The following is a 23693-nucleotide window of genomic DNA, read 5'->3' on the forward strand; positions in this document are numbered from 1 at the left end:
GAGCCATCCGGTATCCCTCCTGGTGAAGTGGTTTCTTCTCCGTCTCACATTCTACCAAAGAGGGCCGGATGGCTCATTTTATGTTACCTGGACCATCCGTTTTTACACATGATACCGGACACGACTGACGATCTTGCTGCCGTCCTCACGGATTTCGCCGAATGGCCCGGGGCGGGAGGATGGGTGTGGAGCGACGCGGATCGGGAGCGGACCCGGCGCTTCATCGAAGGGGTCGGTGCCCTGAGGCATCGGATCGCCGCCGGGACGCCTCTTGATGCCGCATCTCAGTCTGCTTTTCTGGAAGCGGGGACGGCGCTCGCCGACTGGCAGCGCCGGCTCGTCGAAGAACGCACGCGATTGGGCGATCGACTCCGGCAGCTGGATGAAGAGATCAAGCGGACCCGGGAGGAACTCGACCGCCTCCACCGGCGGCAGGTCACCTACCCGATCGAGGTGGAGCGGCTGAAGGCCCTGCTCGAAGAGCGTCTGGCGGGGCGTTCTCCGGTCATCATCTTCTGCGAACGGATGGAAGTGCGCGATGAGGAATGGCGGAACGCCATCGAAGGGTATTTGAATACCCGGCGTTTCGATCTCCTCGTCGCGCCGGAAGTCTTCGGCGAAGCGCTCCGCCTTTATGAGCGGGAAAAGAAGGCCCGGGGCATCGAGGGCGTCGGGCTCGTCGATACGGAAAAAGAACGGCGTTATCTGGGGACGGCGCGGCGCGGGTCGCTGGCGGAAGAGCTGGAGACGCACGATCCGCTCGTCCAGGCGCACATCGATCACCTGCTCGGACAGGTGATGAAGGCCGACGATGAAGCGGCGCTTCGCGCGCACCGCACGGCGGTGACGCGGACGGGCATGGTCTATCACAACTTCGTCGCCCGTCAGTTGCGCAAAAAGACGTACGAAGAGCCGTTCATCGGCGAGAAGGCGATCCCCAGGCAGATCGAACGCCGCAAAGAAGCGTTGATTCGCCTTCGTGCGGACCGCGAGGGGCTGAGGGCGGCGTCGGCGGAGGTCGAATGGTGGGAAAAGCGTCTGAGCGAAAAGGTCGAGAAGTTCAGGTGGATGAAGGAACACCTCACGATCGCGGAAACGATCGGCGAACTCCGTACTCACCTCGCCGAAGCGGAAGGTGAGCGCGCGGTGCTCCTGAGTTCCGACCTGTACAAGGAACTCGAGCGGCTTGAAGCGGATTACCGCGGCTGGCGCAAAGAAGAACAGAAACTCAAGGAAGAAAATGCCGAATGGACGAAAAAAGCGTCGGAGCTTAAAGTCTTACGGGATCATGCGGAAGCGGACGTTCGCACGGCGAAAGAGGCTCTGGAGCAAGCGACCGCCGTCGTTTCGGAGTGGCTTTCGGCGTACGGCGCGTACGTCGATACGGCGCGGGAGCGCCTGAAGGAGGCGTGGGGGGAAGAGGCCCCGTCCCCGTTCCAGGCGCCTGAGCCGTCGCCGGCATCGGCACGACGGCCGGAGACGGCCACACCGGCGCTGCAAGAAACGCTGGCCCGGAAGATCGACAACTGGGAGAACAACCGCAGGGGCAATTTGACGCGGAGCGTTCAGGCCTTTCAGGAGCTGGTCCGACAGCGGACGGAGTACAACCTGACCTATGGGTTTGTCGCTCCGGCGGACGCGCCGGACAACGCGGCTTTCGACCGACTGTTCGAGCAGCTCGAGCAGGTCGATCTGCCGGCCTACCGGGAGAAAGCGGAGGCGGCGCGCCGGCAGTCGGAAGAGGAGTTCAAAGCGAGTTTCGTCTTTCAGCTGAGGGAAGCGCTGCAGGCGGCGAAGAGCGAGTTCGAGGAACTCAACTACGCGCTTCGGCATTTCCCCTTTTCCGATGACCGGTATGCCTTTGAAGTCAAGGCGCACCCGCGAATGAAAGCCTTCTATGACGCGGTCATGGACCCCTTTTTGCTCGAGCGCGACGAAGTGCCGTCGCTGTTCGCTCCGTCGGAAGACGAGCGCGCGCAGGTGCTCGCGGGACTGTTTGAAAGGCTCGTCCGCGGAGAGGAAGGGGACCTCGAAACGTTCACGAACTACCAAAATTACCTGGATTTTGATCTGGTCATCTCGAATTCGGCCGGGAGCTACCGATTCTCCAAATACCTGCGTGAAAAATCGGGCGGGGAGACGCAGACGCCGTTTTACATCGCCATTCTCGCTTCGTTTTATCACCTGTACCGTTCCCGAAAGACGCTGCGCCTCGTCGTCTTTGACGAAGCGTTCAACAAGATGGACGAAGCGCGCATCGAGGCCAGCCTGAAGCTGATCAAACAGCTCGAACTCCAGCTCATCGCCGTCGCGCCGGATGAAAAAATGCAGCATATGTTTCCGCACATGACGACGACGCTCGTCGTCAGCCGGGTGGGATATCGTTCGTTTGTCGATCCGCTTTTCTATGTCCCGGCCGGCGAAGCCGCCGGAGACGATCGCGGAGAGGTCGATGCCGATGAATGAAGCAACCTTTAAGCGTGCGTTCCAGGAACGGCTGCTCGGGGAGCTGTTGGACCGCTATGAACGGAGCGTGCGGCGCCGCCCGGACCACCGGCCGGAGGGGCATCGGCCGGGGGCCCGTCGCCCGCAGCTGGTTTTGCGGAAGAGTGCTTTTTGGACGGATTATACGGACGAAATGGACTACAAAAAGCGGGTTTGGATGAATGACGTCTGCCGGGCGCTCGCCGCCGCCGGCGTTCTTTCGCTCAAATGGGAGCGCTTTCGAGAGGGTGACATGCTCGAACGGGTGCAGCTGGAATGGGGCGGGATCGACGCCGCCTATCGTCTGATCGGGCGCGATCCGTATGACGCCGTGCTCGAGCGCCTGCGGTCGGTGCTGAGCCCCCTTCAGGATCATCCGTGGACATGGGTGCGCGACCTGTGGGTGGAGATCGACGGACGGCTTGCGGAACACCGTCGGCCTTCGGCCCCGTTTGACGATCCGGAGGCGGCCGCTCCCTTCGTCCGGGTGCTTTTGACATTGCCGCATGTCGACGAAGACGGCGAACTGAAGCGCCTGTTCAGCCAGCGGCTGTTTGGCGACAGCAAATATTTTGAGCGCCACGTCGAGCGACGCTTGTTGATGCTTTTAAAACGGCATGCGCCAACGGACTTCCTGGCGTGGGATCCCGACCATGAAGCGTCAGACGACGGTCCTCAAAGTCGTGAAGTGCTCCTCGACAGCGTGGGCATCCTCGACAATCCGGGCTCCCTCTGGTTGAACGGACCGATCGTTCTTAAAACCCGGCGGCAGGGAAATGGGCAGGCGGCGGAAGGCCCGCCCGCCCATCGCGTTTCTGCCTCAGAAAAGCGGCCGAACCTCGAAGAACGGTTGAACTTCGAGGCCCTATCCGGCGGCGTCGGCCTGTCCTCATCGTTCCTTCGCCGGTCGGAGATCGTCGGCCTGGACGCCGAACGCGTCGTTTTGATCGAAAACTGGACCAGCTTTCATCAATGGGTGCATGAACGCGCCGGAGCACCGGAGCTTGTCATCTATACCGGCGGCTTTCCGCGCCGGATCGTGCAGCGGTTTTTGGCGCAACTGGCGTCCTATCGGGCAGAGAGCGCATCGGCGCGGGGCATTCCCGTCTATCACTGGGGAGACATCGACATCGGCGGGATCCGGATCGTTTCGTTTTTGAAAACGCGTTTTTTCCCGGATCTCATTCCGCTGCTCATGGACGTCGAGACGCTGGAGGCGTACCGGGATCGGGCCATGGCCGTCGATGAAGGGTATGCACGAACGGCGGCGGCGCTCCATGACGATCCGCGCTATGAGGCATGGCGTCCGGTCTTGCGGTGGATCGCCGACCGCCGCCTCCGGCTGGAGCAGGAAAGCATCGATTCGGTCAAAGATGCGCTCGAACGCAGGGGTCGGATGTAGCGTCCGGTTGAATGGCTCGGTCTTGTTCGTCGGCATGAAGCGGCGGCTTGACCACGCGCGAGCGTTCGTGGAGCGGGCGGAGTGACGATGCTTCTTGCGAGCCCCATTCGGGAGGACATCGAGGCGCTGAGCGACCTCTCTTGAAGGAACGGCAAAAAACCGGCCAAATCGGCGATCCGCCCAAAAAAACGGCGATCTGCCAAAAGGAGCAAAGGGGGTCCGGCATGTTCGAGCGCCGCGGAGGGGTGCGCCCGCTTTTGATCGGGCTGGTCGGAGCGATGGCGGTGGCGCTTTTCGGGATGCTGATTCGATGGGGCCCGTTTTTTAAGGAGCCTTCCCCCCCGACCGTGGAACCGGAACCGCTTTTTGCGCTTTCGAGCGACAAGAAGCCTTCCCTGTCCGGTCCCCCCGCCAATGACTTTTCCACGTATCCCGGTCGTCCGAACGTCCGCATTGTCACCGTTTCGATCGACCTTGATCCGTCGATGCATCGATGGAGCCATCCGCTTGAACGGCCGACCCTGGACGAACTGAACCGGAAGCTCGATCATCCGGCATCTTCCCTCGATGTCTCGGCGGCTTGCGGGATCAAAGGCGAACCGCCGATCTCGAAAGCGTCGGCGACCGCTGTTTCGGGTGGATCGGATGCGGAGGGAGAAAAAGCCGCACAGACGCACGCTCTAGGCACGACCTTTCGAGAAGCCGTTCCTTATCGTTTCGGGAGCTCCGAAGGCATTTCGATCTCGAAGGTGCTGCAGGCGTTTTCCGTTCCGAATCCGCCGGAAATCCGCCTCGACGGGACCCAAACCCTCAGCTTCGCGGCCGAGCCGGGGAAAGTCTGGGAGATGGAAGTGCTGCCGTATTATACCGTCTATCATATAAGCTTCCAAAAACCGGCGGGACGCGCCTGGCTTTGGGTGCCCGCCGGGGTGTGTGCGATCGGTTATGGGATGTGACTTCTTCGAAGTCGCGGACCGGGCCGGCCATCTCCTCGAAGGCTTCGACGATGAAGCGGTCGGGAGCCCGAGGTTCCGCGCTGCCGCGCCTCCGTGATTTGGTGGAGCTCCTCGGCAACACGGAGGTCGAAATCGCGCTCCGAAAAAACGTCTCGGCGTCACGGCCGGAGGGGCCCGGGTTTTTTCCACCGCGGGAAAAAAGCGGTATAATAAGGCGGTAACCCGAAGCGACAAAACGAAAGCCGCTGAAAGCGAGGGAGCGCCATGCGGGCCGCGCACCCGGCGGTCGTCGACCATATTTACGAGCTCATCGGCGGGACGCCGCTTGTCAAGCTGAACCGCCTCATCACCGAGCGGCACGCCGACATTTACGTCAAGCTCGAGTACTTCAACCCGAGCGGCAGCGTCAAAGACCGGGCCGCTTACTATATGATCAAGACGGCGGAAGAAGAAGGTCGGATCGCCCCCGGCAAGACGACGATCATCGAGCCGACGTCCGGCAACACCGGCATCGGGCTGGCGATGGTGGCGGCGGCGAAAGGCTACCGCTGCATCCTCGTCATGCCGGAGGGGAGCACCGTCGAGCGGATCAAGTTGCTTCAGGCCTACGGGGCGGAGGTCGTGCTCACGCCGAAAGAGAAAAAAATGCCCGGCGCGGTGGAGAAGGCCCGGGAACTTGCGGCCCAGATCCCCGACAGCTTTATCCCGATGCAGTTCGAAAATCCCGCCAATCCCCAGGCGCACCGGGAGACGACGGCCCGGGAGATCCTGGCGCAGGTGGCGGCCCTTGGCCGTCGTCTCGACGGGTTCGTCGCCACCGCCGGCACCGGCGGGACGATCACGGGGACCGGGGAGGTGCTGAAGCGGGTTTTCCCCGACCTCGTCATCGCCGTCGTCGAGCCGAAGACGTCGCCGGTCCTCTCCGGCGGCTCCCCCGGCCCCCACAAGCTCGTCGGGACAAGCCCCGGCTTCATCCCCCCGATTTTGAACCGCTCGGTCTACGACCACATCTTCCTCGTCGAAGACGACGAGGCGTACGCCATCACCCGGCGTCTCGCCCGGGAGGAGGGCATTCTCGTCGGCCCGTCGTCGGGGGCGGCGGTCTTTGCCGCCCTGAAGCTCGCCGAGATGCTCGGGCCGGGAAAGCTCGTCGTGAGCATGACCGCCGATACCGGGGAACGATACTTGTCGAGCGACGTTTTTCCGGCCGACTGAGGTCCGAGCGGCTCCTTTCGGCCGCCGTTTGGCCGCCGCCCTTCCGGTCGCGGACGTCCCGCCGCTTCCCGGCCGGTCGCCGGACCTTTCAATCTTCGGAAGCTAAGACGCTAAGCGGAAGCGAAGAAGCTAAGAAGGTGTTGCGGTTGCGGGCCTGGCTCATCTTCGCCATCGTGACGACGGGGACGTTCATGATCAACGTCGACATGAGCGTCCTGAACGTCGCGCTGCCGACGCTGCAGGCGGAATTTCATACGCGGCTCGAGACGCTTTCGTGGGTCATCGTCGCCTATCTCATGATCATCACCGGGACGCTTCCCTTGATCGGCAAGCTTTCCGACCTCTACGGTCGAAAGCCCTTTTTTATCGCCGGAGTGACGCTCTTCGGCGGCTTTGCGGCCCTGGCGGCGCTGGCGAAAAGCCTCCCCGCCCTCATCGTCTATCGCCTCGGCATGGGCATCGGAAGCGCCCTCATCCAGGCCAACGTCATGTCGATCGTCGCCGATACGTTCCCGCCGGGGGAGCGGGGCCGGCCGATGGGGATGATCGGGAGCGTCGTCGCCGTCGGCACGATCGTCGGGCCGGCGATGGGCGGATTTCTTTTGCACTACTTCGGCTGGCCGGCGATCTTTTGGATCAACGTCCCGTTCAGCCTTTTAGCGGCCGCCGGGGCCTGGGTGTTTTTGGAAAATCGGCGACCGGCTTCCCCGTCCGTCGTCCGGGAACAGATCGACGTCCTCGGCGCGACGTATTTTTTGATCGCCGTTTCGGCCTTGATGCAGGGGCTGAACGGCTTAAGCCGCCTTTCCTTCTTCAGCGCCCCGTCTTTGGCCGCCTTTGGCACGTCGGCCCTCTTCTGGGTCCTCTACATCGTCCGGAGCCTCCGGGTTCCCGAGCCGCTCATCCACCTCGGCCTGTTCCGCATCCCGACGTTTGCCGTCGGCAACGCGACGGGGCTTTTGTCGTACGTCCTCATCGGCTTTCCCCAGATCGTGCTCCCGTACTATCTGCACCTCGTCCGCGGCTACACCTCCGACCGGATCGGCCTCGTCATCACCGCCCAGGCGGTGGCCATGATCGTCGCCTCAACCGTCGCCGGCGGGTTGGCGGATCGCCGGGGCACGCGGCTGCCGTCGCTCATCGGGCTTGCCGTATCGGCCGCCGCCTTCGGCATCCTCGCCCTTCTCGGGCCGCGGACGCCGGTCGGTTTCGTCGTCGCCGGGCTTGCCCTCTTCGGCGTCGGCATGGGCTTTTTCCAGCCGCCCAACAACGTCGCCGTCCTCGAGAGCGTCCCGAAAGAGGCGACGGGGCTCACCGGCGGCATCATCGCCACCGTCCGCAACCTCGGCCGGGTGCTCGGGGTCGCGGTGGCGACGTTTCTCTTCGACCGGGTCGGCGGGCCCGACGGAGCGGCGGAAGCGGTGGTGGGGGTGCGGGTCGTCATGCTCGTCGGCCTCGCCCTTTCGCTGTTCGCCTGGGGGCTTACGTTTGTCGGACAGGGGCAAAGGCATCTTGCACCGGCGCGGAAGTTGTGATACAGTGAAAGCGGGAGATGTTATAAGTGACCGCGTTAAGAGTGGGCGCGCCCACTCTTCGTTTTTTGTATGAGGAGGTGTCGCTTTGGACCGCCGGGCCGTCGAGGCCAAAGTGGAGTCGCTGGCGCTCCCGCTCCTTCAGCGGATGGGGCTGGAGCTCGTCCATCTGGAGTTCGTCAAAGAACACGGCGTCCGCTACCTCAGGATTTTCGTCGACAAGCCGGGCGGCATCGGCGTCGACGAGCTCGCCCGGGTGAACGAAGCCTTAAGCCGGCGTCTGGACGACGAAGATCCGATTTCGGAAAGTTACATCCTCGAAGTTTCGTCTCCCGGGGCGGAGCGGGTCCTCAAGACCGATCGGGAGTTCGCCTGGGCGGAGGGCAAATTCGTCCGCATCGAAACGCGGGAGCCGGTCGACGGGGCCACCGTCTTCGAGGGGACGCTTCGGTCGGGGGCCGATCCGCTCGTCGTCGAGGTGGACGGCCGGCCGGTGGCCATCCCCCGGGCTCAGGTCAAGCTGGCCCGCCGGGCGATGATCGGCTGAGCGGTGCACGAAGCCCGGAAGAGACCGGCAGCGCCGCGCGACGGCGGCTACGGGAGGTAAGGAGGGGGCGCGATGCGCGTCGATTTCTTGAGCGCGATCGAGGATCTCGAACGAGAAAAAGGCATCGACAAGGCCGTTCTGATCGAAGCGATCAAGCAGGCCCTCATCGCCGCTTACAAAAAAAATTACAACACGGCGCAAAACGTCCGGGTCGAGATCGACGAGGCGACCGGCCGCATCCGGGTGCTTGCGCAAAAGACGGTCGTGGAAGCGGTCGAAGATCCGCGGCTCGAGATCGATCTCGATTCGGCCCGGCGGATCCACCCGGCCGCCGGCGTCGGCGACGTCATCGAGGAAGAGGTGACGCCGAAAGACTTCGGCCGGGTCGCCGCCCAGACGGCGAAAAACGTCGTCACCCAGCGCATCCGGGAAGTCGAACGGGGGCTCATCTACCAGGAGTACGCCGAACGGGAAACCGAACTGATCATCGGCCTCGTCCAGCGGATCGACGGAAAAAACGTCTACGTCGAGCTCGGCAAAACCGAAGGCATCCTCCCCTTTTCGGACCTCCTGCCCGGCGATGTGATCACGCCCGGCGAGCGGGTCAAGGCGGTGATCGTCCGGGTCGAGCGAGGGACAAAGGGCCCGCAAATTTTTCTCTCTCGGACGGATCCCCAGTTTTTGCGGCGGCTTTTTGAACGGGAAGTGCCCGAGATCTACGACGGCACGGTGGAGATCAAGGCGATCGCCCGCGAGCCGGGCGACCGGTCGAAGGTCGCCGTCTTTGCCCGGGACCCGAACGTCGATCCGATCGGCGCTTGCGTCGGCCCCCGTGGAAGCCGCGTGCAGGCGATCGTCGACGAGCTCGGCGGCGAGAAGATCGACATCGTCCGCTGGTCCAAGGACCCGGCGGAGTTCGTCAAAAACGCCCTCTCCCCGGCGAAGGTGAGCGCCGTCACCGTTCAGGCGGGGGACCGGACGGCCCGGGTCGTCGTCCCGGACAACCAGCTTTCCCTCGCCATCGGGAAAAAAGGCCAGAACGCCCGTCTGGCGGCCAAGCTCACCGGCCTGCGGATCGACATCAAGAGCGAAACCCAGATGCGGGAGCTGGCGGAGTCCGCTTCGACGGACGGATCTTCGGCGAAAACGGCTTCGCCGGCCGGGGCGCCGGTGGACGAAGCGCCGGCGGAAGGGACGGCGGCAGGCGGATTGCCGAACGAAGCGCCGGCGTCCGCCTCGGTTCCGGCGGGCGACCGGACGGATGCCCCCGGGCGGACGGACGATCGGGCCGGGATGGGCGAGGCGGGCGCATTTCCGCCTGAAGGATCGGCAGCGGGGTCGGAAGCCGAGGCGGCGCTTCCCGCGACGCTGGCCGGCGGCGAAGGGCGGGCGAAGGAGGGGTGAGGCGTGGCGCCGAAGAAAATTCCCATCCGAAAGTGCGTCGCCTGCGGCGCTCAGCGCCCGAAGCGGGAGCTCGTGCGCATCGTCCGGACGCCGGACGGCGACGTCCGCCTCGATCCGACCGGCCGCCAGGGCGGGCGGGGCGCTTACGTCTGCCCGAACGCGGCGTGCTTTGAGACGGCAATCAAGAAGAAACTGTTCCAGCGGGCGCTCGGGGTCGAGCTGACGCCGGAGATCGTCGAGCGGCTGAGAGAAGCATGGGGGGCGCTCAGACTTGAAGGCTGATCCGTTTTTGACCACGCTCGGTCTCGCGGTCCGGGCGCGAAAGGTGGTGAGCGGCGAAGAGGCCGTCCTGCGCGCGATCCGGACCGGCCAGGCGAAGCTCGTCATCCTCGCCCGGGATGCCGGGCCGAACACCGGCAAAGCGGTGCGCGACAAGTGCCGATCGTACGGGGTGACGTTGATCGAAGGTCCGGATCGGTATGCCCTGGGAACGGCCATCGGCAAAGCATCGCGCGTCGCCTTGGCGGTCGTGGAGACGGGGTTTGCGCGCCTTTTGCTCGAACATCTCGCGCGCGCCCGCGAAGCGGAACGGGAGGCACCCTGAAGGAGGTGGGCCGATGGCCAAGTACCGCGTCTACGAATACGCCCGGGAACTGAATATGTCCAGCAAAGAAATCATCACCATCCTGAAGCGGCTGAACATCCCGGTGCAAAACCACATGAGCATCGTCGACGAAGAGGCGCAGGCGAAGATCGATCAGTTTTTCCGGGAGATTCGCCAGCGGGCGGCGGCGGAAAAAGCCCGCCGCGAGGCGGAAGAGCGCCGCAAGGCGGAAGAACTGAAAAAGGCCGAAGAACGCCGGAAAGCAAGCGAAGCCCAGCAAGCCCAAGCCACGACAAGGACAGGTGACACGGTGAGCGACACGAAAACCTCTTCGGTCGGAACGACCGGAACCGAGACGCAGGAGAAAACGAAAAAGGAAGAGAAAGCCGGGGTCGCCGCCGGCAGTGCCGGGGGCGAGGCCGACGGCGCGCCGACGGCCGGGGGCGCCCCGAGCGGCCGAAGCGGCGATAAGCGGCGCCGCCGTCGCCGGGGCGGCCGCGGGGGTGGCGACCGCCGGGGCGGCGACGGACGTCGGGAGCCGGCGGAAGAGCGGCGGGAGCCCGCCGCGGCCGGCGGGGGCGGCCAGGCCGACCGCGATCGGCGGTCCCAAGACGGCCGCGGCGAGCGCGATCGGCGGCCCCAGGACGGCCGCGGCGAGCGGCGGGAGGCGACGGGACGCGACGCCCGGCCGGAGCGGAGTGGAGATCGCCCGGCGGCGTCGGCCGGGCCCCGGGAGCGCTCCGATCGAGGACGGCCCGGCGGCGGCCGTCCGGGCCGCGGCCGGGGGCTTTACGTGCCGCCGGCACCGGTGACGGAGGAGAAGACCGAATCCCGCCGCCGCGGCGGCAAGAAAGAGAAGGACAAAGAAGAGAAAGAGCTGTTTTCGCCGAAAGCCGAGACGAAAAAGGGCGGCAAAAAGCCGGCGATCAAGGAGAAAGAGCCGCGCGTCGCCGTCTTCGACGAGGACGACGACGTCGCCCTGGCCCCGGTGCGAAGCGGCAAAAAGCGGAACAAGCAGCGGAAGCATAAAGACGTCACCTACGCCGAAGACCGCGTGACGCCGACGAAGATCGCCATCGAAGAGCGGGTGAACGTCGGCGAGTTCGCCCGGATGATCGGCCGCGAGCCGGCGGAAGTGATCAAAAAGCTCTTCATGCTCGGCATCGTCGCGACGATCAACCAGGACATCGACTTCGACGCCGCGACGCTCATCGCCTCCGAATACGGCATCGAAGTCGAGAAAAAGGTCGTCATCAACGAAGTCGAATTCGAGACGATCGAAGAGCAGGACGATCCAGCGTCGCTCGTGCCGCGGCCGCCGGTCGTCACCGTCATGGGCCACGTCGACCACGGCAAGACGACGCTCCTGGACGCGATCCGGAAGACCCGGGTGGCCGCCCAGGAAGCCGGCGGCATCACCCAGCACATTGGCGCTTACCAGGTCGAGCTCGACGGCCGGTTCATCACCTTCCTCGACACGCCGGGCCACGAGGCGTTCACCGCCATGCGGGCCCGGGGCGCCAAAGTGACCGACATCGTCGTCCTCGTCGTCGCCGCCGACGACGGCGTCATGCCGCAGACGCTCGAAGCTTTAAGCCACGCCCGGGACGCCGGCGTGCCGATCATCGTGGCGGTGAACAAAATCGACAAGCCCGACGCCAACCCCGACCGGGTCAAGCAGGAGCTTGCGGAACACGGCCTCATTCCCGAGGAATGGGGCGGCGACACGATCTTCGTCCACGTCTCGGCGCTCAGGCACCAGGGCATCGACGAACTCCTCGAGATGATCCTCCTCGTCGCCGAGATGCGAGAACTTCGGGCCAACCCGAACAAGCGGGCCCGGGGGACGGTGATCGAGGCGAAGCTCGACCGGGGTCGGGGGCCGGTGGCGACGGTCCTCGTCCAAAACGGCACGCTCAAAGTCGGCGACGCCCTCGTCGTCGGGACGATCTACGGCCGCGTCCGGTCGATGCACGACCACCTCGGCCGGCGCCTGACGGAAGCCGGCCCGTCGACGCCGGTGGAGATCACCGGCCTCGAAGACGTGCCGGAAGCCGGCGACGCCTTTATGGTCTTCGAAGACGACGCCAAGGCGAAGCAGATCGCCGAGGAGCGGGCGCTCAAGAAGCGGGAGCAAGAGCTCAAGAAAAAGCACGTCAGCCTCGACGAGCTCTTCAGCCAGATCCAGCAGGGCGACACCAAGGAGCTCGCCCTCATCCTCAAGGCCGACGTCCACGGCTCCGTCGAGGCGCTCCGGGCGGCGATCGAAAAGATCAAGGTCGAAGGCGTCCGAGTCCGCATCGTCCACGCCGGCGTCGGCGCGATCAACGAATCCGACGTCATGCTCGCCTCGGCGGCCCGAGCGGTCATCATCGGCTTCAACGTCCGGCCCGACGCCAACGCCAAGGCGATCGCCGAGCGGGAAAAGATCGACATCCGCCTCTACAACGTCATCTATAAGGCGATCGAAGAGATCGAAGCGGCGCTCAAGGGCCTCCTCGAGCCGGTCTACGAAGAAAAGGTCATCGGCATGGCCGAGGTGCGCCAGACGTTTTTCGCCTCCCGCGTCGGCACGATCGCCGGCCTGTACGTCACCGAAGGGAAGATCACCCGGGACGCGCACGTCCGGGTCATCCGGGACGGCATCGTCATCCACGACGGCAAGATCGAGTCCTTGAAGCGGTTCAAAGACGATGTGCGGGAAGTCACCCAGGGGTACGAGTGCGGGCTTAAAATCCAAGGGTACAACGACGTCAAAGAAGGCGATCTCATCGAAGCCTACGTCATGGAAGCCGTGCCCCAGGCGTGACGGCCCCCAAAGGAGAGAATCGCCGTGCGGCGGATCAGGCAGGAGCGGATCGCCGAGCAGATCAAAAAAGAGCTCGGCCGTCTCATCCAGACGGAACTGAAGGATCCCCGGGTCGGCTTTGTGACCGTCACCGACGTCGAGGTGACGCCGGATCTTCTCGAGGCGCGGGTTTTCGTCTCGGTGCTCGGGGACGATTCGACCCGGGAGGCCGCCCTCGAGGCGCTCCGGCGGGCGCATGGCTTTCTCCGGAGCGAACTCGCCCGGCGGATCGAAGTCCGGCACGTGCCGGAACTCGACTTTAGGTACGATTCCTCCCTCGACTACGGCATGCGCATCGATCGCATCCTCCGGGACCTCCGGCAGGCGGATCCCGGAAGCGGGCGGGACGCGGCCACCGGTCCGGAGGCAGCCGGAGAGCGGACGGACGCCGGGGCCGGAGAGGCCGAACGTTTTCCGGACGGCCGGGAGGGCGCCGGCGGGGAGGCGTCGCCGTGAACGCCCTTCGGTCCGCCTACGAGGCGCTTTACCGCTGGATGCTCGCCGGCGGAGGCGATCCGACGGACGAGGTGCTCGTCCTCTCCCACGTCCGGCCGGACGGCGATTCTCTGGGGGCGCAGACGGCGATCCATCATCTCCTGACCGTCCTGGGCCGTCCGGCGGCGATGGCGAACGCCGACCCGCCGCCGAAGCGGTTCGATTATCTGCCCGCCTTTCACGCCATCCTGCCCCCGGAGGCCTTTTCCGAACGCCTTGAGCGGCACGGCCGGTTTCGCCGGGCGATCTTCGTCGATTGCGCTGACCGGGAGCGGATCGGCGCGGCGGAGGCGCTCCTCGACCCGGAGGCCGAGATCGTCAACATCGACCACCACGCCACGAACGACGGTTACGGCCATATCAACGTCGTCCGGCCGGACGCCTCCTCGACGAGCGAAGTCGTCTACGACTTCGTTCGGGCCGTCGGCCTTCCCCTCGATCAGGACCTGGCGACGGCGCTCTACACCGGCATCCTCACCGATACCGGCGGTTTCCGCTACCAGAACACGTCGCCCAAGGTGCTGCACGATGCGGCGGAACTCGTCGAGCGAGGGGCGGAACCGTACTTCATCGCCGAACATGCCCTGGAGACGATGAGTCTCTCCCAGGTCCGCCTGCTCGCCCGTGCGCTTTCCGACATCCGCCTCGTCTTGGGCGGCCGGGTGGCGCTCGTCGAAGTCACCGAAGCGCTCCTTCGGGAAACCGACGCCGACCTGGACGCTTCCGAAGGGCTCGTCCACTACGCCCGAAACATCGAAGGCGTAGAGGTGGCCGTTCTCCTCCGGGAGCAGTCGGACGGGATCAAGGTGAGCTTTCGTTCCCGGCGGACGGTCGACGTCGCGGCGCTCGCCCGGCAGTTTGGCGGCGGCGGCCACGTGCGGGCGGCCGGGGCGCTCCTTCCCCCGCCCCTTTCGGCCGCCCGCGAGGCGGTCATCCGGGCCCTCGAGGCGGTGCTCTGACGGGCGGAGCGCCGGCGTCGGGCTGAGCCCTGGCGCCCCGGCGATCGTTCGACCCCCATCGTCGCCGGGTATCGTCGAAAGCTCCCGACGGCCCAGGCGCCGTGGCGTTTCGCCGGCCGCCGGGGCCGACGGATTCAGGGGCGGGAGGGTGCGCCGTGGACGGATTTTTCATCGTCGACAAACCACCCGGGATGACGTCCCACGACGTTGTCGAGCGCCTGCGGCGCCTCCTTCGGCCGTGGGGCCGGCCGAAGGTCGGCCACGGCGGGACGCTTGACCCGGAGGCGACCGGAGTGCTCCCGATCGGCGTCGGCCGGGCGACGCGGCTTTTGGATTATCTCCATCTTTTGCCGAAGCGGTATACCGCCGAATGGATCGGCGGCGCGGCGACGGACACCGAAGACTGGACCGGCCGCGTCATCGAAGAAAAGGCGGCGGCCGGCCTCGATCCGGCGGCGGTCCGGGCGGCCTTTCGGCGGTTCGTCGGGACGTACGACCAGACTCCGCCGATGGTCTCGGCGGTCAAGGTGGGCGGCGTGCCGCTTTATGAGCGGGCCCGCCGCGGCGAGACGGTGGCGCGGCCCCCCCGGCGGGTGGTCATCGAGGCGCTCGAGATCCTCGCGATGGACCTCGACCGGCCGGATCCCCGGGTCGTATTCGACCTTCGGGCCTCGAGCGGGACGTACGTCCGGACGCTCTGCGTCGACGTCGGTCGGGCCCTCGGCCTTCCGGCGCACATGGGGTGGCTCGTGCGGACGGAAAGCGGCGGGTTTTCCCTGTCCGAGGCCCGGACGCTGGAAGAGCTGGAGGCGGCTTCAGGCTGCGGGACGCTCGAGCGGCACCTCGTGCCGATGGAGCACGCCCTTTCGTTTCTTCCGACGGTGGTCGTCGCCCGGGAGGGACGGGAACGGGTGAGGGCCGGTTCGGCCCTTCCGCCGCCGGCCGACCCGGCGCTCCGTGCCCTGGCTCCGGGGTCGCGGGTGGCGGTCCGGGACGAGGGCGGTCGCCTCCTCGCCGTCTACCGGGTGGCCGATGCCGGAAAACGCCGAGGGGAGGCGTGGGCGGTGGCGGAGCGGGTGCTCGTCTGACGAGGCCCGGAGCCTTGCTGAAGGAGGGAAGGCCATGCACATCGAACGCATCGAACCGCCGTATTCCTTAGGCGGCGACCGGCCGCCGGCGGTGGCGGCCGTCGGGACGTTTGACGGCCTCCACCGGGGGCATCAGGCCGTCCTTCGCCGCGCGGTCGAGCGGGCGGAAGAGCGGGGCGCCGAGCCGGCGTTGGTGACCTTTCACCCGCATCCCCGGACCGTCCTCGGCCAGGACCTCGTCGCCACTTATCTCACGCCCCTCGAGGAGAAGGTGCGCCAGCTCGAGCGTCTGGGAATGCGGCGCCTCTATCTCGTTCGCTTCACGCCGGAGCTGGCGGCGATGACGCCGGAGGAATTCCGCCGGAAGATTCTGGATCCGCTTCGCATCGTCCACTTCGTCGTCGGAGAAGATTTTCGCTTCGGACGGGGCGCCGTCGGTCGGCCGGCCGATCTGGCGCCGGAGGCGCCGGATCGGGTCGAGGTCGTCCCGGCGATCTCAGAAGACGGGGAGAAGATCGGCTCCCGGCGCATCCGCGCCGCTCTGGCCGCCGGCGATATCCGGACGGTGCGCCGCCTCCTCGGCCGGCCGTACGCCCTCGCCGGCACGGTCGTCCGCGGCGACGGGCGGGGGCGGACGATCGGCTTTCCGACCGCGAACCTCGCCTTAAGCGCTCCCTATGCCCTGCCGCGGTACGGCGTCTACGGCGTGAGCGTGGAGCTTGAGGGCCGACGTCGCCCCGCGGTGATGAACGTCGGCGTGCGGCCGACGGTCGGCAAAGACGCCGTGCCGAACGTCGAGGTGCATCTCCTCGACTTCGACGGCGATCTCTACGGCCGGACGATCCGGCTGGAGCTTCTCTTTTTCATTCGGCCGGAGCAGAAGTTTGCCGACCTCGAAGCCTTGAAGGCGCAGATCGCCCGGGATGTGGCGTTTGCGAAGTCGGAGTTCGTATGGTATACTTCAACCGATTCTCCGCCGCCGGCCGGCCGGTAGCGCGGCCGACGGATGGAAAGCCCGGACAGAAAACCCGAAGCTCGGCGGGTCGGCATCCGCCCGCGGGGCTTTTGGGGGTTAGAACGGAGGAGGACGTCCGATGGCGCTCACGCAAGAGCGGAAGCAGGAGATCATCAAAGCGTTTCAGACGCATCCGGAGGACACCGGTTCGCCGGAAGTGCAGATCGCGATCCTCACGGAGCGGATCAAGGAGCTGAGCGAGCACCTCAAGGTGCATCGGAAGGATCATCATTCCCGGCGGGGGCTCTTGAAGATGGTCGGCCATCGCCGGAAGCTTTTAAATTATTTGCGCCGTCTTGATCCGGCGCGCTACCGCGCGCTGATCGAAAAGCTCGAGTTGCGTCGGTAATCGGCGGGGGCGACCCCGCCTTTTCTCCGTCGACCGCCGGCCGGTGCCGGCGGTCGGATCGAAAGGGGGCTGCCGATGGCCGTCTACGAAGTCGACATCGCCGGAAAAATGATGTCGTTCGACATCGGCACATACGCCAAACAGGCGAGCGGTGCCGTCTTCGTCCGCTTCGGCGATACCGCCGTCCTCTGCACGGCCACGGTGTCGAAGGAGCCGAAGGACGTCGACTTCTTTCCGCTCACGGTCAACTACGAAGAACGGCTGTACGCGGTCGGAAAGATCCCCGGCGGATTCATCAAACGGGAAGGCCGGCCGAGCGACAAGGCGATCCTGACGAGCCGGCTCATCGACCGTCCGATCCGACCGCTCTTCCCGGACGGCTTCCGGCATGAGGTGCAGGTGGTCGATCTCGTCCTTTCGGTCGATCAGAACTTTTCGCCGGAGATCGCGGCGATGAACGGGACGTCGCTTGCGCTCATGATCTCCGAAATCCCCTTCCAGGGGCCGATCGGGGCCGTCATCGTCGGCCGGGTGGACGGCCGCTTCGTCATCAACCCGTCGGTGGAAGAGCAGGAAAAAAGCGACCTTCACCTCGTTGTGGCCGGGACGAAGGACGCCATCACGATGGTGGAGGCCGGCGCCCGTTTCGTGAAGGAAGAGGAGATCGTCGAAGCGATCGCCTTTGCCCACCGGTACATCCGGGAGCTCTGCCTCTTTCAGGAGCGGGTGGCGGCGGAGGTCGCCAAGCCGAAGCTTACCGTCGAAGCCCAGGCCCTCGATCCGGCCCTCGTCGACGATGTGCGGAACGTCGCCCGGGAGCGGCTCCTCGAGGCGATCCGGACGCCGGACAAAAGCGGACGGGAGGCGGCGATCGAAGCCGTCTTTCAGGACGTTCTGGCGTTTTACGACGAGCTGTGGGCCGAGGAGGTCCCGGATGCGGCCGAGCGGGAGCTTCGCCTCAAAGACGTGCGGGCGGCCCTGGAGACGATCCTGAAGGAAGAAGTGCGGCGGATGATCGTCCACGACGGCGTCCGCCCCGACGGTCGGGGCCTCGACGAGATTCGGCCGATCACGACGGCGGTCGGCGTCCTCGCCCGCACCCACGGTTCGGCGGTGTTCACCCGCGGCCAGACGCAGGTGCTGTCGGTCTGCACCCTGGGGCCGCTGTCGGACGCTCAGATCCTGGACGACCTCGGTCTGGAAGATGAGAAGCGCTTTATGCACCACTACAACTTTCCGCCGTTCAGCACGGGGGAGGCCCGGCCGCTTCGGGCGCCGAGCCGGCGGGAAATCGGCCACGGGGCCCTCGGTGAGCGGGCGCTGGAGCCGGTCATCCCGAGCGAAAAAGAATTCCCGTACACGATCCGTTTGACGTCGGAAGTGCTCGAATCGAACGGTTCGACCTCCCAGGCGAGCATCTGCGCTTCGTCGATGGCCCTCATGGACGCGGGCGTGCCGATCAGGGCGCCGGTCGCCGGCATCGCGATGGGGCTCATCATGGAAGGCGACCGCTACGCGGTGCTCACCGACATCCAGGGGATGGAAGATCACCTCGGCGACATGGACTTCAAGGTTGCCGGGACGGCCGAAGGCGTGACGGCGCTCCAGATGGACATCAAGATCGCCGGCATCACCGTCGACATCATGCGCGAGGCGCTCCTTCAGGCCCGGCGGGCGCGCCTTTTCATCCTCGAAAAGATGCGGGAGGCGATCGCCGAGCCGCGGCCGACGCTGTCGCCGTACGCGCCGAAGATCCTCACGATGAAGATCGATCCGGAGAAGATCCGGGAAGTCATCGGCCCCGGCGGACGGGTGATCAACCGGATCATCGAGGAGACGGGGACCGAGATCGACATCGAGCAGGACGGGACGATCTACATCGCCTCGCCGGATCCGGAGAAAAACGCCCGGGCGAAGGAGCTCATCGAAAACATCGTCCGGGAGGTCGTCGTCGGCGAGACGTACCTCGGCACCGTCAAGCGCATTGAAAAGTTCGGTGCCTTCGTCGAAGTGCTCCCCGGCAAGGAAGGCCTCGTCCACATCTCACAGCTCGCTCCGACGCGGGTGAACCGCGTCGAGGACGTCGTCAAAGTGGGCGATACGATTCTCGTCAAGGTGATCGAGATCGACGAGTACGGGCGGGTCAACCTCTCCCGCAAGGCGGTGATCATGGACCAAGGGGGCTCCGGAGCGGGGGACGCCGCTTCGGGCGGCTCCGACGGGGCCGGCGGGAGGCCCCCGGGCCCGGCGCCGCGCCCGACGCCAAAGCCGAAGTACAAAGCGAAATGACGCCCCTGTCCGGCGCCCCGCGACGGGGGGTTTTGTTTTATTGAGAAAGGAGGCGGGCGGCGCTGGTCGAACGGCGCATTCTCCCGAACGGCGTTCGGCTGATCATCGACCGTGAGGCGGCGGCCCGCTCCGTCTCGGCGGGCCTGTTTATCGTCGCCGGCTCGCGGGACGAAGCGGACGACGAGGCAGGCTTGATGCATCTCATCGAGCACATGGTTTTTAAGGGGACGTCATCCCGCACGGCCCGAGAGATCGCGCTCACCTTCGACCGCCTGGGTGCCGAGGTCGATGCGTACACGACGAAGGAATACACCGCCTACACCGTGAAAGCGCTGCCGGAGGTGCTCCTCGACGCGTTCGATCTCCTGGTGGAGATGGTCACCCGACCGGCCTTTCCGGAAACCGAGCTGATCAAGGAAAAAAACGTCATCCTCGAAGAGATCCGCGCCGCCGAAGACGCCCCCGACGATCTCGTCCACGAGCTGGCGGCGGCCGCGGCCTACGGAACGCATCCTCTCGGTCGGCCGGTCCTCGGCCGTCGGTCGGTCGTCCGGGCGGCGGACCGGGCGTGCCTCGTCCGGCTGCATCGGCGGTTTTACCGTCCCGAGCGGACGGTGGCCGTCCTGGCCGGCGCCGTTTCGGCGGCGGCGATCGAAAAAGCGGCGGCGCGCCTTGCGGCTTTCGGTGAGGCGGGCGCGGGGAGGGCCCCGGCCGGCGAAATTCAGGGGCCGGACGGCGAGACGGGCCCTCCGGCCCCCGAGACGGGGTCGGCGGCTTCCGGCAGGGCGAATGGGCCGGCGTTTGAGGTGGCGCCGACGGCCGACGGCGCGGGCGCGCCGGCCCCGGAGGAGGAGCCGAAGGAGCCGCCCTTTGCCGGCGGGCGGCGGCACCGGACGAGGCGGGAACTGGAGCAGGGGCACCTCGTCCTCGTCTATCCGGGCCTTCGAGCCGGCCATCCCGACGGTCCGTCCTGGGCGGTGCTGAACCGGCTCCTCGGCGGATCGATGGCGGCGCGGTTGTTTCAGCGGATCCGCGAGGATGAAGGCCTTGTCTACGACATCTACTCGTATACGGCGGCGTTTCGAGACAGCGGCTATCTCGCCGTTTATGCCGCCATGCATCCGGAACGGGCGGCGCGGGTGGAGGCGCTCATTGCGGAGGAGATCCGCGCTCTGATCGAGCGGGGCCCGGGGGAGGAGGAACTCGAGGCGGCCAAGCGGACCCTCATCGCCGGCTACGCCTTCGACCTCGAGTCGACGGAGGCCCGCCTCGAGCGCCTCGCCCGAGAGGCGATCTACCTCGGCCGGCACCCGGACCCGGAGACGGTCATGGCCCGGTACCGGGCCGTGTCGACGGACGCCGTCCGCAAGCTCGCGCACCGGCTCCTTCGCCCCGTCGGCCGAGCCTGGGTCGGGCCGGCCGTCGCCGGCGCCGAGCGCGGCGGCGCCTCTTGGGCCGCGAGACGGCACGCCCGCCGCGTTCGGGACGGATCGGCGGCGGGGGGGTCGGTCCACGGTTGGGTCTGACCGACGGCGGAGGCGCCAGCCGGCCGCGGTCGGGTCTGACCGGGGGGAGGGCTCCGCCGGCATCCGAGGCTTCGGGCTTACGTCGGCGTCGATTTCTCTTTCGAGGCCGAAGCTTCGGTGGATGACGTCGCCCTGGGTCGCCTTACGGTCGGAAACGAACCTGATCATCGGGGCAACGGATCGGACGTTGGGAGAAGACCGGCGCCGGGATCTTCGAAGTGAAACGGGTTCTTCTGGGCGAAAGGAGCGACCACCGTGGAAACCGATCGGCAAACGACGCCGCTTTCCGTCGGCGTCCGGTGGCTCAGGCCGGATCGGCCGCGAGAAGGACGGTTGCCGTTTTACGCGACGGACGGCGCCGCCGGCCTCGATCTCATGGCCGTCCTGGACGAGCCCCTCGTGATCCGCCCGTTTGAGCGGGTGCGGGTGCCGACGGGCATCGCCCTCGACATCCCCCGGCCGGACGTCGTCGCCCTCATCTTCCCGCGGAGCGGGCAGGCGTATCGTCGGGGGCTGACGATGGCGAACGCCGTCGGCGTCATCGACAGCGATTATACGGGCGAGATCCAGGTGCTCATGACGAACATCAATCCGCAGGAAGCCGTCGTCGTCGAAGACGGCGAGCGGATCGCCCAGCTTCTTTTTATGCCGGTGTACCGGGCGGCCCTTTTCTGGACGGAAGCCCGGAAGGAGACCGCCCGGGGCGAAGGGGGGTTCGGCTCGACCGGCTTTCGGACGGACGAGCGGCGGTAACGCCGCACCGGCGATCGCCGCCTTCCTCGCATAGGGCCGGCTTCGTGGGCATATGCCTAGGGAAGGAAGCGCCCAGAAAAAACCGCCGTAAACGGGACGGAACCGGAATGCCGGCGGGCGGGGGTGGGGGCATGCGGATGAGCGAACTCGGCGGCAAGGAACTCATCGATCTTTCGACCGGCGAGCGCCTCGGGATGATCCACGAGGCGGATCTCGTCGTCGATCCGGAGGATGGCGCCATCGCCGCCATCCTGCTTCCGGAACGGCGGGGGTTTTGGCGGAAAGCCCGGGGCGAGATCGCCATCCCGTGGGCGGCGATCCGGACGATCGGGCCGGAGATGGTCATCGTCGAACTGGGGCCGGCCCGGGCGCGGGCGTACGGCTGATCGGGTCGCCCGGGTCGCCCGCTCGGTTCGTCCGGGGCGGCCCCGCCGGCGTCGGGGCGGAGGCGAGGCGGGCGGCGCCTTTTCGGCCGGGCACCGATTGGGCGGCTTCATCATACGGTAAGGGTGCAGCGTCACGCTGCACCCTTTTTTCGTCGGGACCAAAGGAAGGGGACGGCGATGTTGTTGACCGGAAAACGCGTGCTCATCGTCGGCGGCGACGCCCGGCAGCTGACGATCGCCCGAACGCTGGTCGAACGGGACGCCGCGGTGTGCCTTGCCGGCTACGAAAACCTTCACGCGCCGCTTCCGGGCACGCGGCTTGTCGATTTGGCGCCGGAGACGCTTGCCGGCTTCGACGCCGTCATCTTCCCCGCCAAGGGGATCGGCGAAGACGGCGCCGTCGAGTCGCTCTTCAGCCCGAAGCCGCTCCTTTTGCGAGAAGCGCACTTTCGCGCCCTCCGGGGGGCGGTGCTCTACACCGGCATCGCCGGGCCGTACCTCCGGGAGCAGGCGATGAAATTCGGCCTCCCTCTCGTCGTCCTGTTCGATCGAGACGACGTGGCCATCCTGAACGCCGTGCCGACCGCCGAAGGGGCGATCATGTTCGCCATCCAGCATACCGACATCACCCTGCACGGGAGCGACGCCGCCGTCATCGGCTTCGGCCGCGTCGGGATGACGCTGGCGCCCCGCCTCCGGGCCCTCGGGGCTCGGGTTCGGGTCTTTGCCCGGCAGCCGGAGGCGCTCGCCCGGGCGTACGAGATGGGCTTGGAGCCGTTGGACCTCGGCGCCCTTCGGTCGGAAATACGCCCCGTCGATCTCGTCTTCAACACCGTGCCGGCGCCGATCCTCACGGCGGACGTGCTGGCGGAGATGAAGCCGTCGGCGTTCATCCTCGACCTCGCCTCGGCGCCCGGCGGAACGGATTTTCTCTTTGCCGAAAAGCGGGGCATCCGGGCGCTTCTGGCCCCGTCTCTTCCGGGGCTCGTCGCGCCGAAGACCGCCGGCAAGATCCTCGCGGACGTGCTCACCCGCCTCATCGCCGCCCAAAAGCCCTGAAAGGAGCGACGACGATGACCGCCGACCCCGCCATGCTCCACGGCAAGACGATCGGTTTCGGCATCACCGGTTCCCACTGCACGTATGCGGAAGTCCTCGGCCCGATGGAAGCGCTCGTTCGGCTCGGCGCCCGGGTGATCCCGGTGGCGACGCATACGGTCCTCACGACGGACACCCGCTTCGGCAAGGCGGACGACTGGGTCGCCCGGCTTGAGGCGATCACCGGCGAGCGCATCCGAGGCTCGATCCCAGAGGTCGAGCCGTTCGGGCCGAAAAGAACGCTCGACGCGTTCGTCATCTCGCCGATGACCGGAAACACCCTCGCCCGCTTCGCGAACGCCATCACCGATTCTCCGGTGCTCATGGCCGCCAAGGCGACGCTCCGGAACGGTCGACCGGTCATCCTCGCCGTCTCGACCAACGACGGCCTCGGCCTGAACGCTCAGAACATCGCCAAGCTCCTCGTCGCCCGGAACGTCTACTTCGTCCCCTTCGGCCAGGACGATCCGCTCGGCAAGCCGACGTCTCTCGTCGCCCGAATGGACCTCCTCGTCCCGGCGGTGGCAGCGGCCCTCGAAGGGCGGCAGCTGCAACCGCTTCTCGTGCTTCATCCGAAAGCGATGGAAGCGATCGCTCACGCGGAAGGCGGTCGAACCGGCACCGCAGCGGAAAGCGGTTGAAGCGTTCCTGCCGCAAAAGGCGGTCGAAGCCTCCCTTTAGCGGGAGGCGGCTCAGGCGTCTTTCAGGCGTCTCTGCAGCCGAAGGCGGTTGAAGCGGCGGCA

At 66.4% G+C, this 23693-nt stretch carries 20 protein-coding genes and 1 pseudogene; all 21 read left to right on the plus strand.

What is annotated here, in order from left to right:
• The first annotated feature begins 108 nt into the window (after positions 1-108).
• Entirely contained in the window at positions 109-2466 is a 2358-nt protein-coding gene (locus tag SA87_RS09525) for an SbcC/MukB-like Walker B domain-containing protein (protein ID WP_082910526.1), read from the plus strand.
• The gene (locus SA87_RS09530) at positions 2459-3886 is read left to right on the plus strand and encodes a Wadjet anti-phage system protein JetD domain-containing protein (protein ID WP_169816953.1); all 1428 of its coding nucleotides are present in this window, start codon (positions 2459-2461) and stop codon (positions 3884-3886) included. Before SA87_RS09525 ends, SA87_RS09530 begins: the two co-directional genes overlap by 8 nt.
• Before the next feature lie 224 nt (positions 3887-4110).
• Complete coding sequence (locus tag SA87_RS09535) at positions 4111-4842, plus strand: hypothetical protein (RefSeq protein WP_156516531.1); 732 nt, start codon at positions 4111-4113, stop codon at positions 4840-4842.
• A 264-nt stretch (positions 4843-5106) separates the two neighbouring features.
• Positions 5107-6057, plus strand: coding sequence for a cysteine synthase A (cysK, locus tag SA87_RS09545; RefSeq protein WP_066202393.1), 951 nt, complete (start codon positions 5107-5109; stop codon positions 6055-6057).
• A 137-nt stretch (positions 6058-6194) separates the two neighbouring features.
• Positions 6195-7592, plus strand: a complete 1398-nt coding sequence (locus SA87_RS09550; RefSeq protein WP_066202395.1) for an MFS transporter — start codon at positions 6195-6197, stop codon at positions 7590-7592.
• Positions 7593-7677: 85 nt separating this feature from the next.
• Positions 7678-8136: a ribosome maturation factor RimP gene (locus SA87_RS09555; protein WP_245637707.1), complete on the plus strand. Its 459-nt coding sequence runs from the start codon at positions 7678-7680 to the stop codon at positions 8134-8136.
• 72 nt (positions 8137-8208) lie between these two features.
• Positions 8209-9279, plus strand: a pseudogene (nusA, locus tag SA87_RS09560) (transcription termination factor NusA); the annotation flags it as partial.
• Positions 9280-9543: 264 nt separating this feature from the next.
• Positions 9544-9822 (plus strand): RNase P modulator RnpM, encoded by a 279-nt coding sequence (gene rnpM / locus SA87_RS09565; RefSeq protein ID WP_066202399.1) that lies wholly within the window; start codon positions 9544-9546, stop codon positions 9820-9822.
• Positions 9812-10144 carry a L7Ae/L30e/S12e/Gadd45 family ribosomal protein gene (locus SA87_RS09570; protein WP_066202401.1) on the plus strand — a complete coding sequence of 111 codons (333 nt, stop codon included), beginning with the start codon at positions 9812-9814 and terminating at the stop codon, positions 10142-10144. Before rnpM ends, SA87_RS09570 begins: the two co-directional genes overlap by 11 nt.
• A 13-nt stretch (positions 10145-10157) precedes the next feature.
• Positions 10158-12953: a translation initiation factor IF-2 gene (gene infB / locus SA87_RS09575; protein ID WP_066202403.1), complete on the plus strand. Its 2796-nt coding sequence runs from the start codon at positions 10158-10160 to the stop codon at positions 12951-12953.
• Between the two features lie 24 nt (positions 12954-12977).
• Positions 12978-13448: a 30S ribosome-binding factor RbfA gene (gene rbfA / locus SA87_RS09580; RefSeq protein ID WP_066202405.1), complete on the plus strand. Its 471-nt coding sequence runs from the start codon at positions 12978-12980 to the stop codon at positions 13446-13448.
• Entirely contained in the window at positions 13445-14446 is a 1002-nt protein-coding gene (locus SA87_RS09585) for a DHH family phosphoesterase (RefSeq protein ID WP_066441292.1), read from the plus strand. Before rbfA ends, SA87_RS09585 begins: the two co-directional genes overlap by 4 nt.
• 155 nt (positions 14447-14601) lie before the next feature.
• The gene (gene truB, locus SA87_RS09590) at positions 14602-15534 is read left to right on the plus strand and encodes a tRNA pseudouridine(55) synthase TruB (RefSeq protein ID WP_156423484.1); all 933 of its coding nucleotides are present in this window, start codon (positions 14602-14604) and stop codon (positions 15532-15534) included.
• 34 nt (positions 15535-15568) lie between these two features.
• The gene (locus tag SA87_RS09595; RefSeq protein ID WP_066202407.1) at positions 15569-16528 is read left to right on the plus strand and encodes a bifunctional riboflavin kinase/FAD synthetase; all 960 of its coding nucleotides are present in this window, start codon (positions 15569-15571) and stop codon (positions 16526-16528) included.
• Between the two features lie 100 nt (positions 16529-16628).
• On the plus strand, positions 16629-16898 hold the full coding sequence (rpsO, locus tag SA87_RS09600) for a 30S ribosomal protein S15 (protein ID WP_066202409.1): 270 nt from the start codon (positions 16629-16631) through the stop codon (positions 16896-16898).
• Between the two features lie 75 nt (positions 16899-16973).
• Complete coding sequence (locus SA87_RS09605; RefSeq protein ID WP_066202410.1) at positions 16974-19187, plus strand: polyribonucleotide nucleotidyltransferase; 2214 nt, start codon at positions 16974-16976, stop codon at positions 19185-19187.
• Positions 19188-19291: 104 nt separating this feature from the next.
• Positions 19292-20713, plus strand: coding sequence for a M16 family metallopeptidase (locus SA87_RS09610; protein WP_272999808.1), 1422 nt, complete (start codon positions 19292-19294; stop codon positions 20711-20713).
• A 255-nt stretch (positions 20714-20968) separates the two neighbouring features.
• Positions 20969-21466, plus strand: coding sequence for a dUTP diphosphatase (gene dut, locus SA87_RS09615; protein WP_082718091.1), 498 nt, complete (start codon positions 20969-20971; stop codon positions 21464-21466).
• 131 nt (positions 21467-21597) lie between these two features.
• Positions 21598-21852, plus strand: coding sequence for a YlmC/YmxH family sporulation protein (locus SA87_RS09620; protein ID WP_066202594.1), 255 nt, complete (start codon positions 21598-21600; stop codon positions 21850-21852).
• 180 nt (positions 21853-22032) lie between these two features.
• Positions 22033-22911, plus strand: coding sequence for a dipicolinate synthase subunit DpsA (gene dpsA / locus SA87_RS09625; RefSeq protein ID WP_066202595.1), 879 nt, complete (start codon positions 22033-22035; stop codon positions 22909-22911).
• 14 nt (positions 22912-22925) lie between these two features.
• A complete protein-coding gene (locus SA87_RS09630; protein WP_066202413.1) occupies positions 22926-23591 on the plus strand; it encodes a dipicolinate synthase subunit B in 666 nt (221 codons plus the stop codon).
• Positions 23592-23693: the final 102 nt, after the last annotated feature.

Origin of the sequence: Hydrogenibacillus schlegelii (genome assembly GCF_001653195.1) — a bacterium.
GTDB classification, from domain to species: Bacteria; Bacillota; Bacilli; order Thermicanales; family DSM-22653; genus Hydrogenibacillus; species Hydrogenibacillus schlegelii.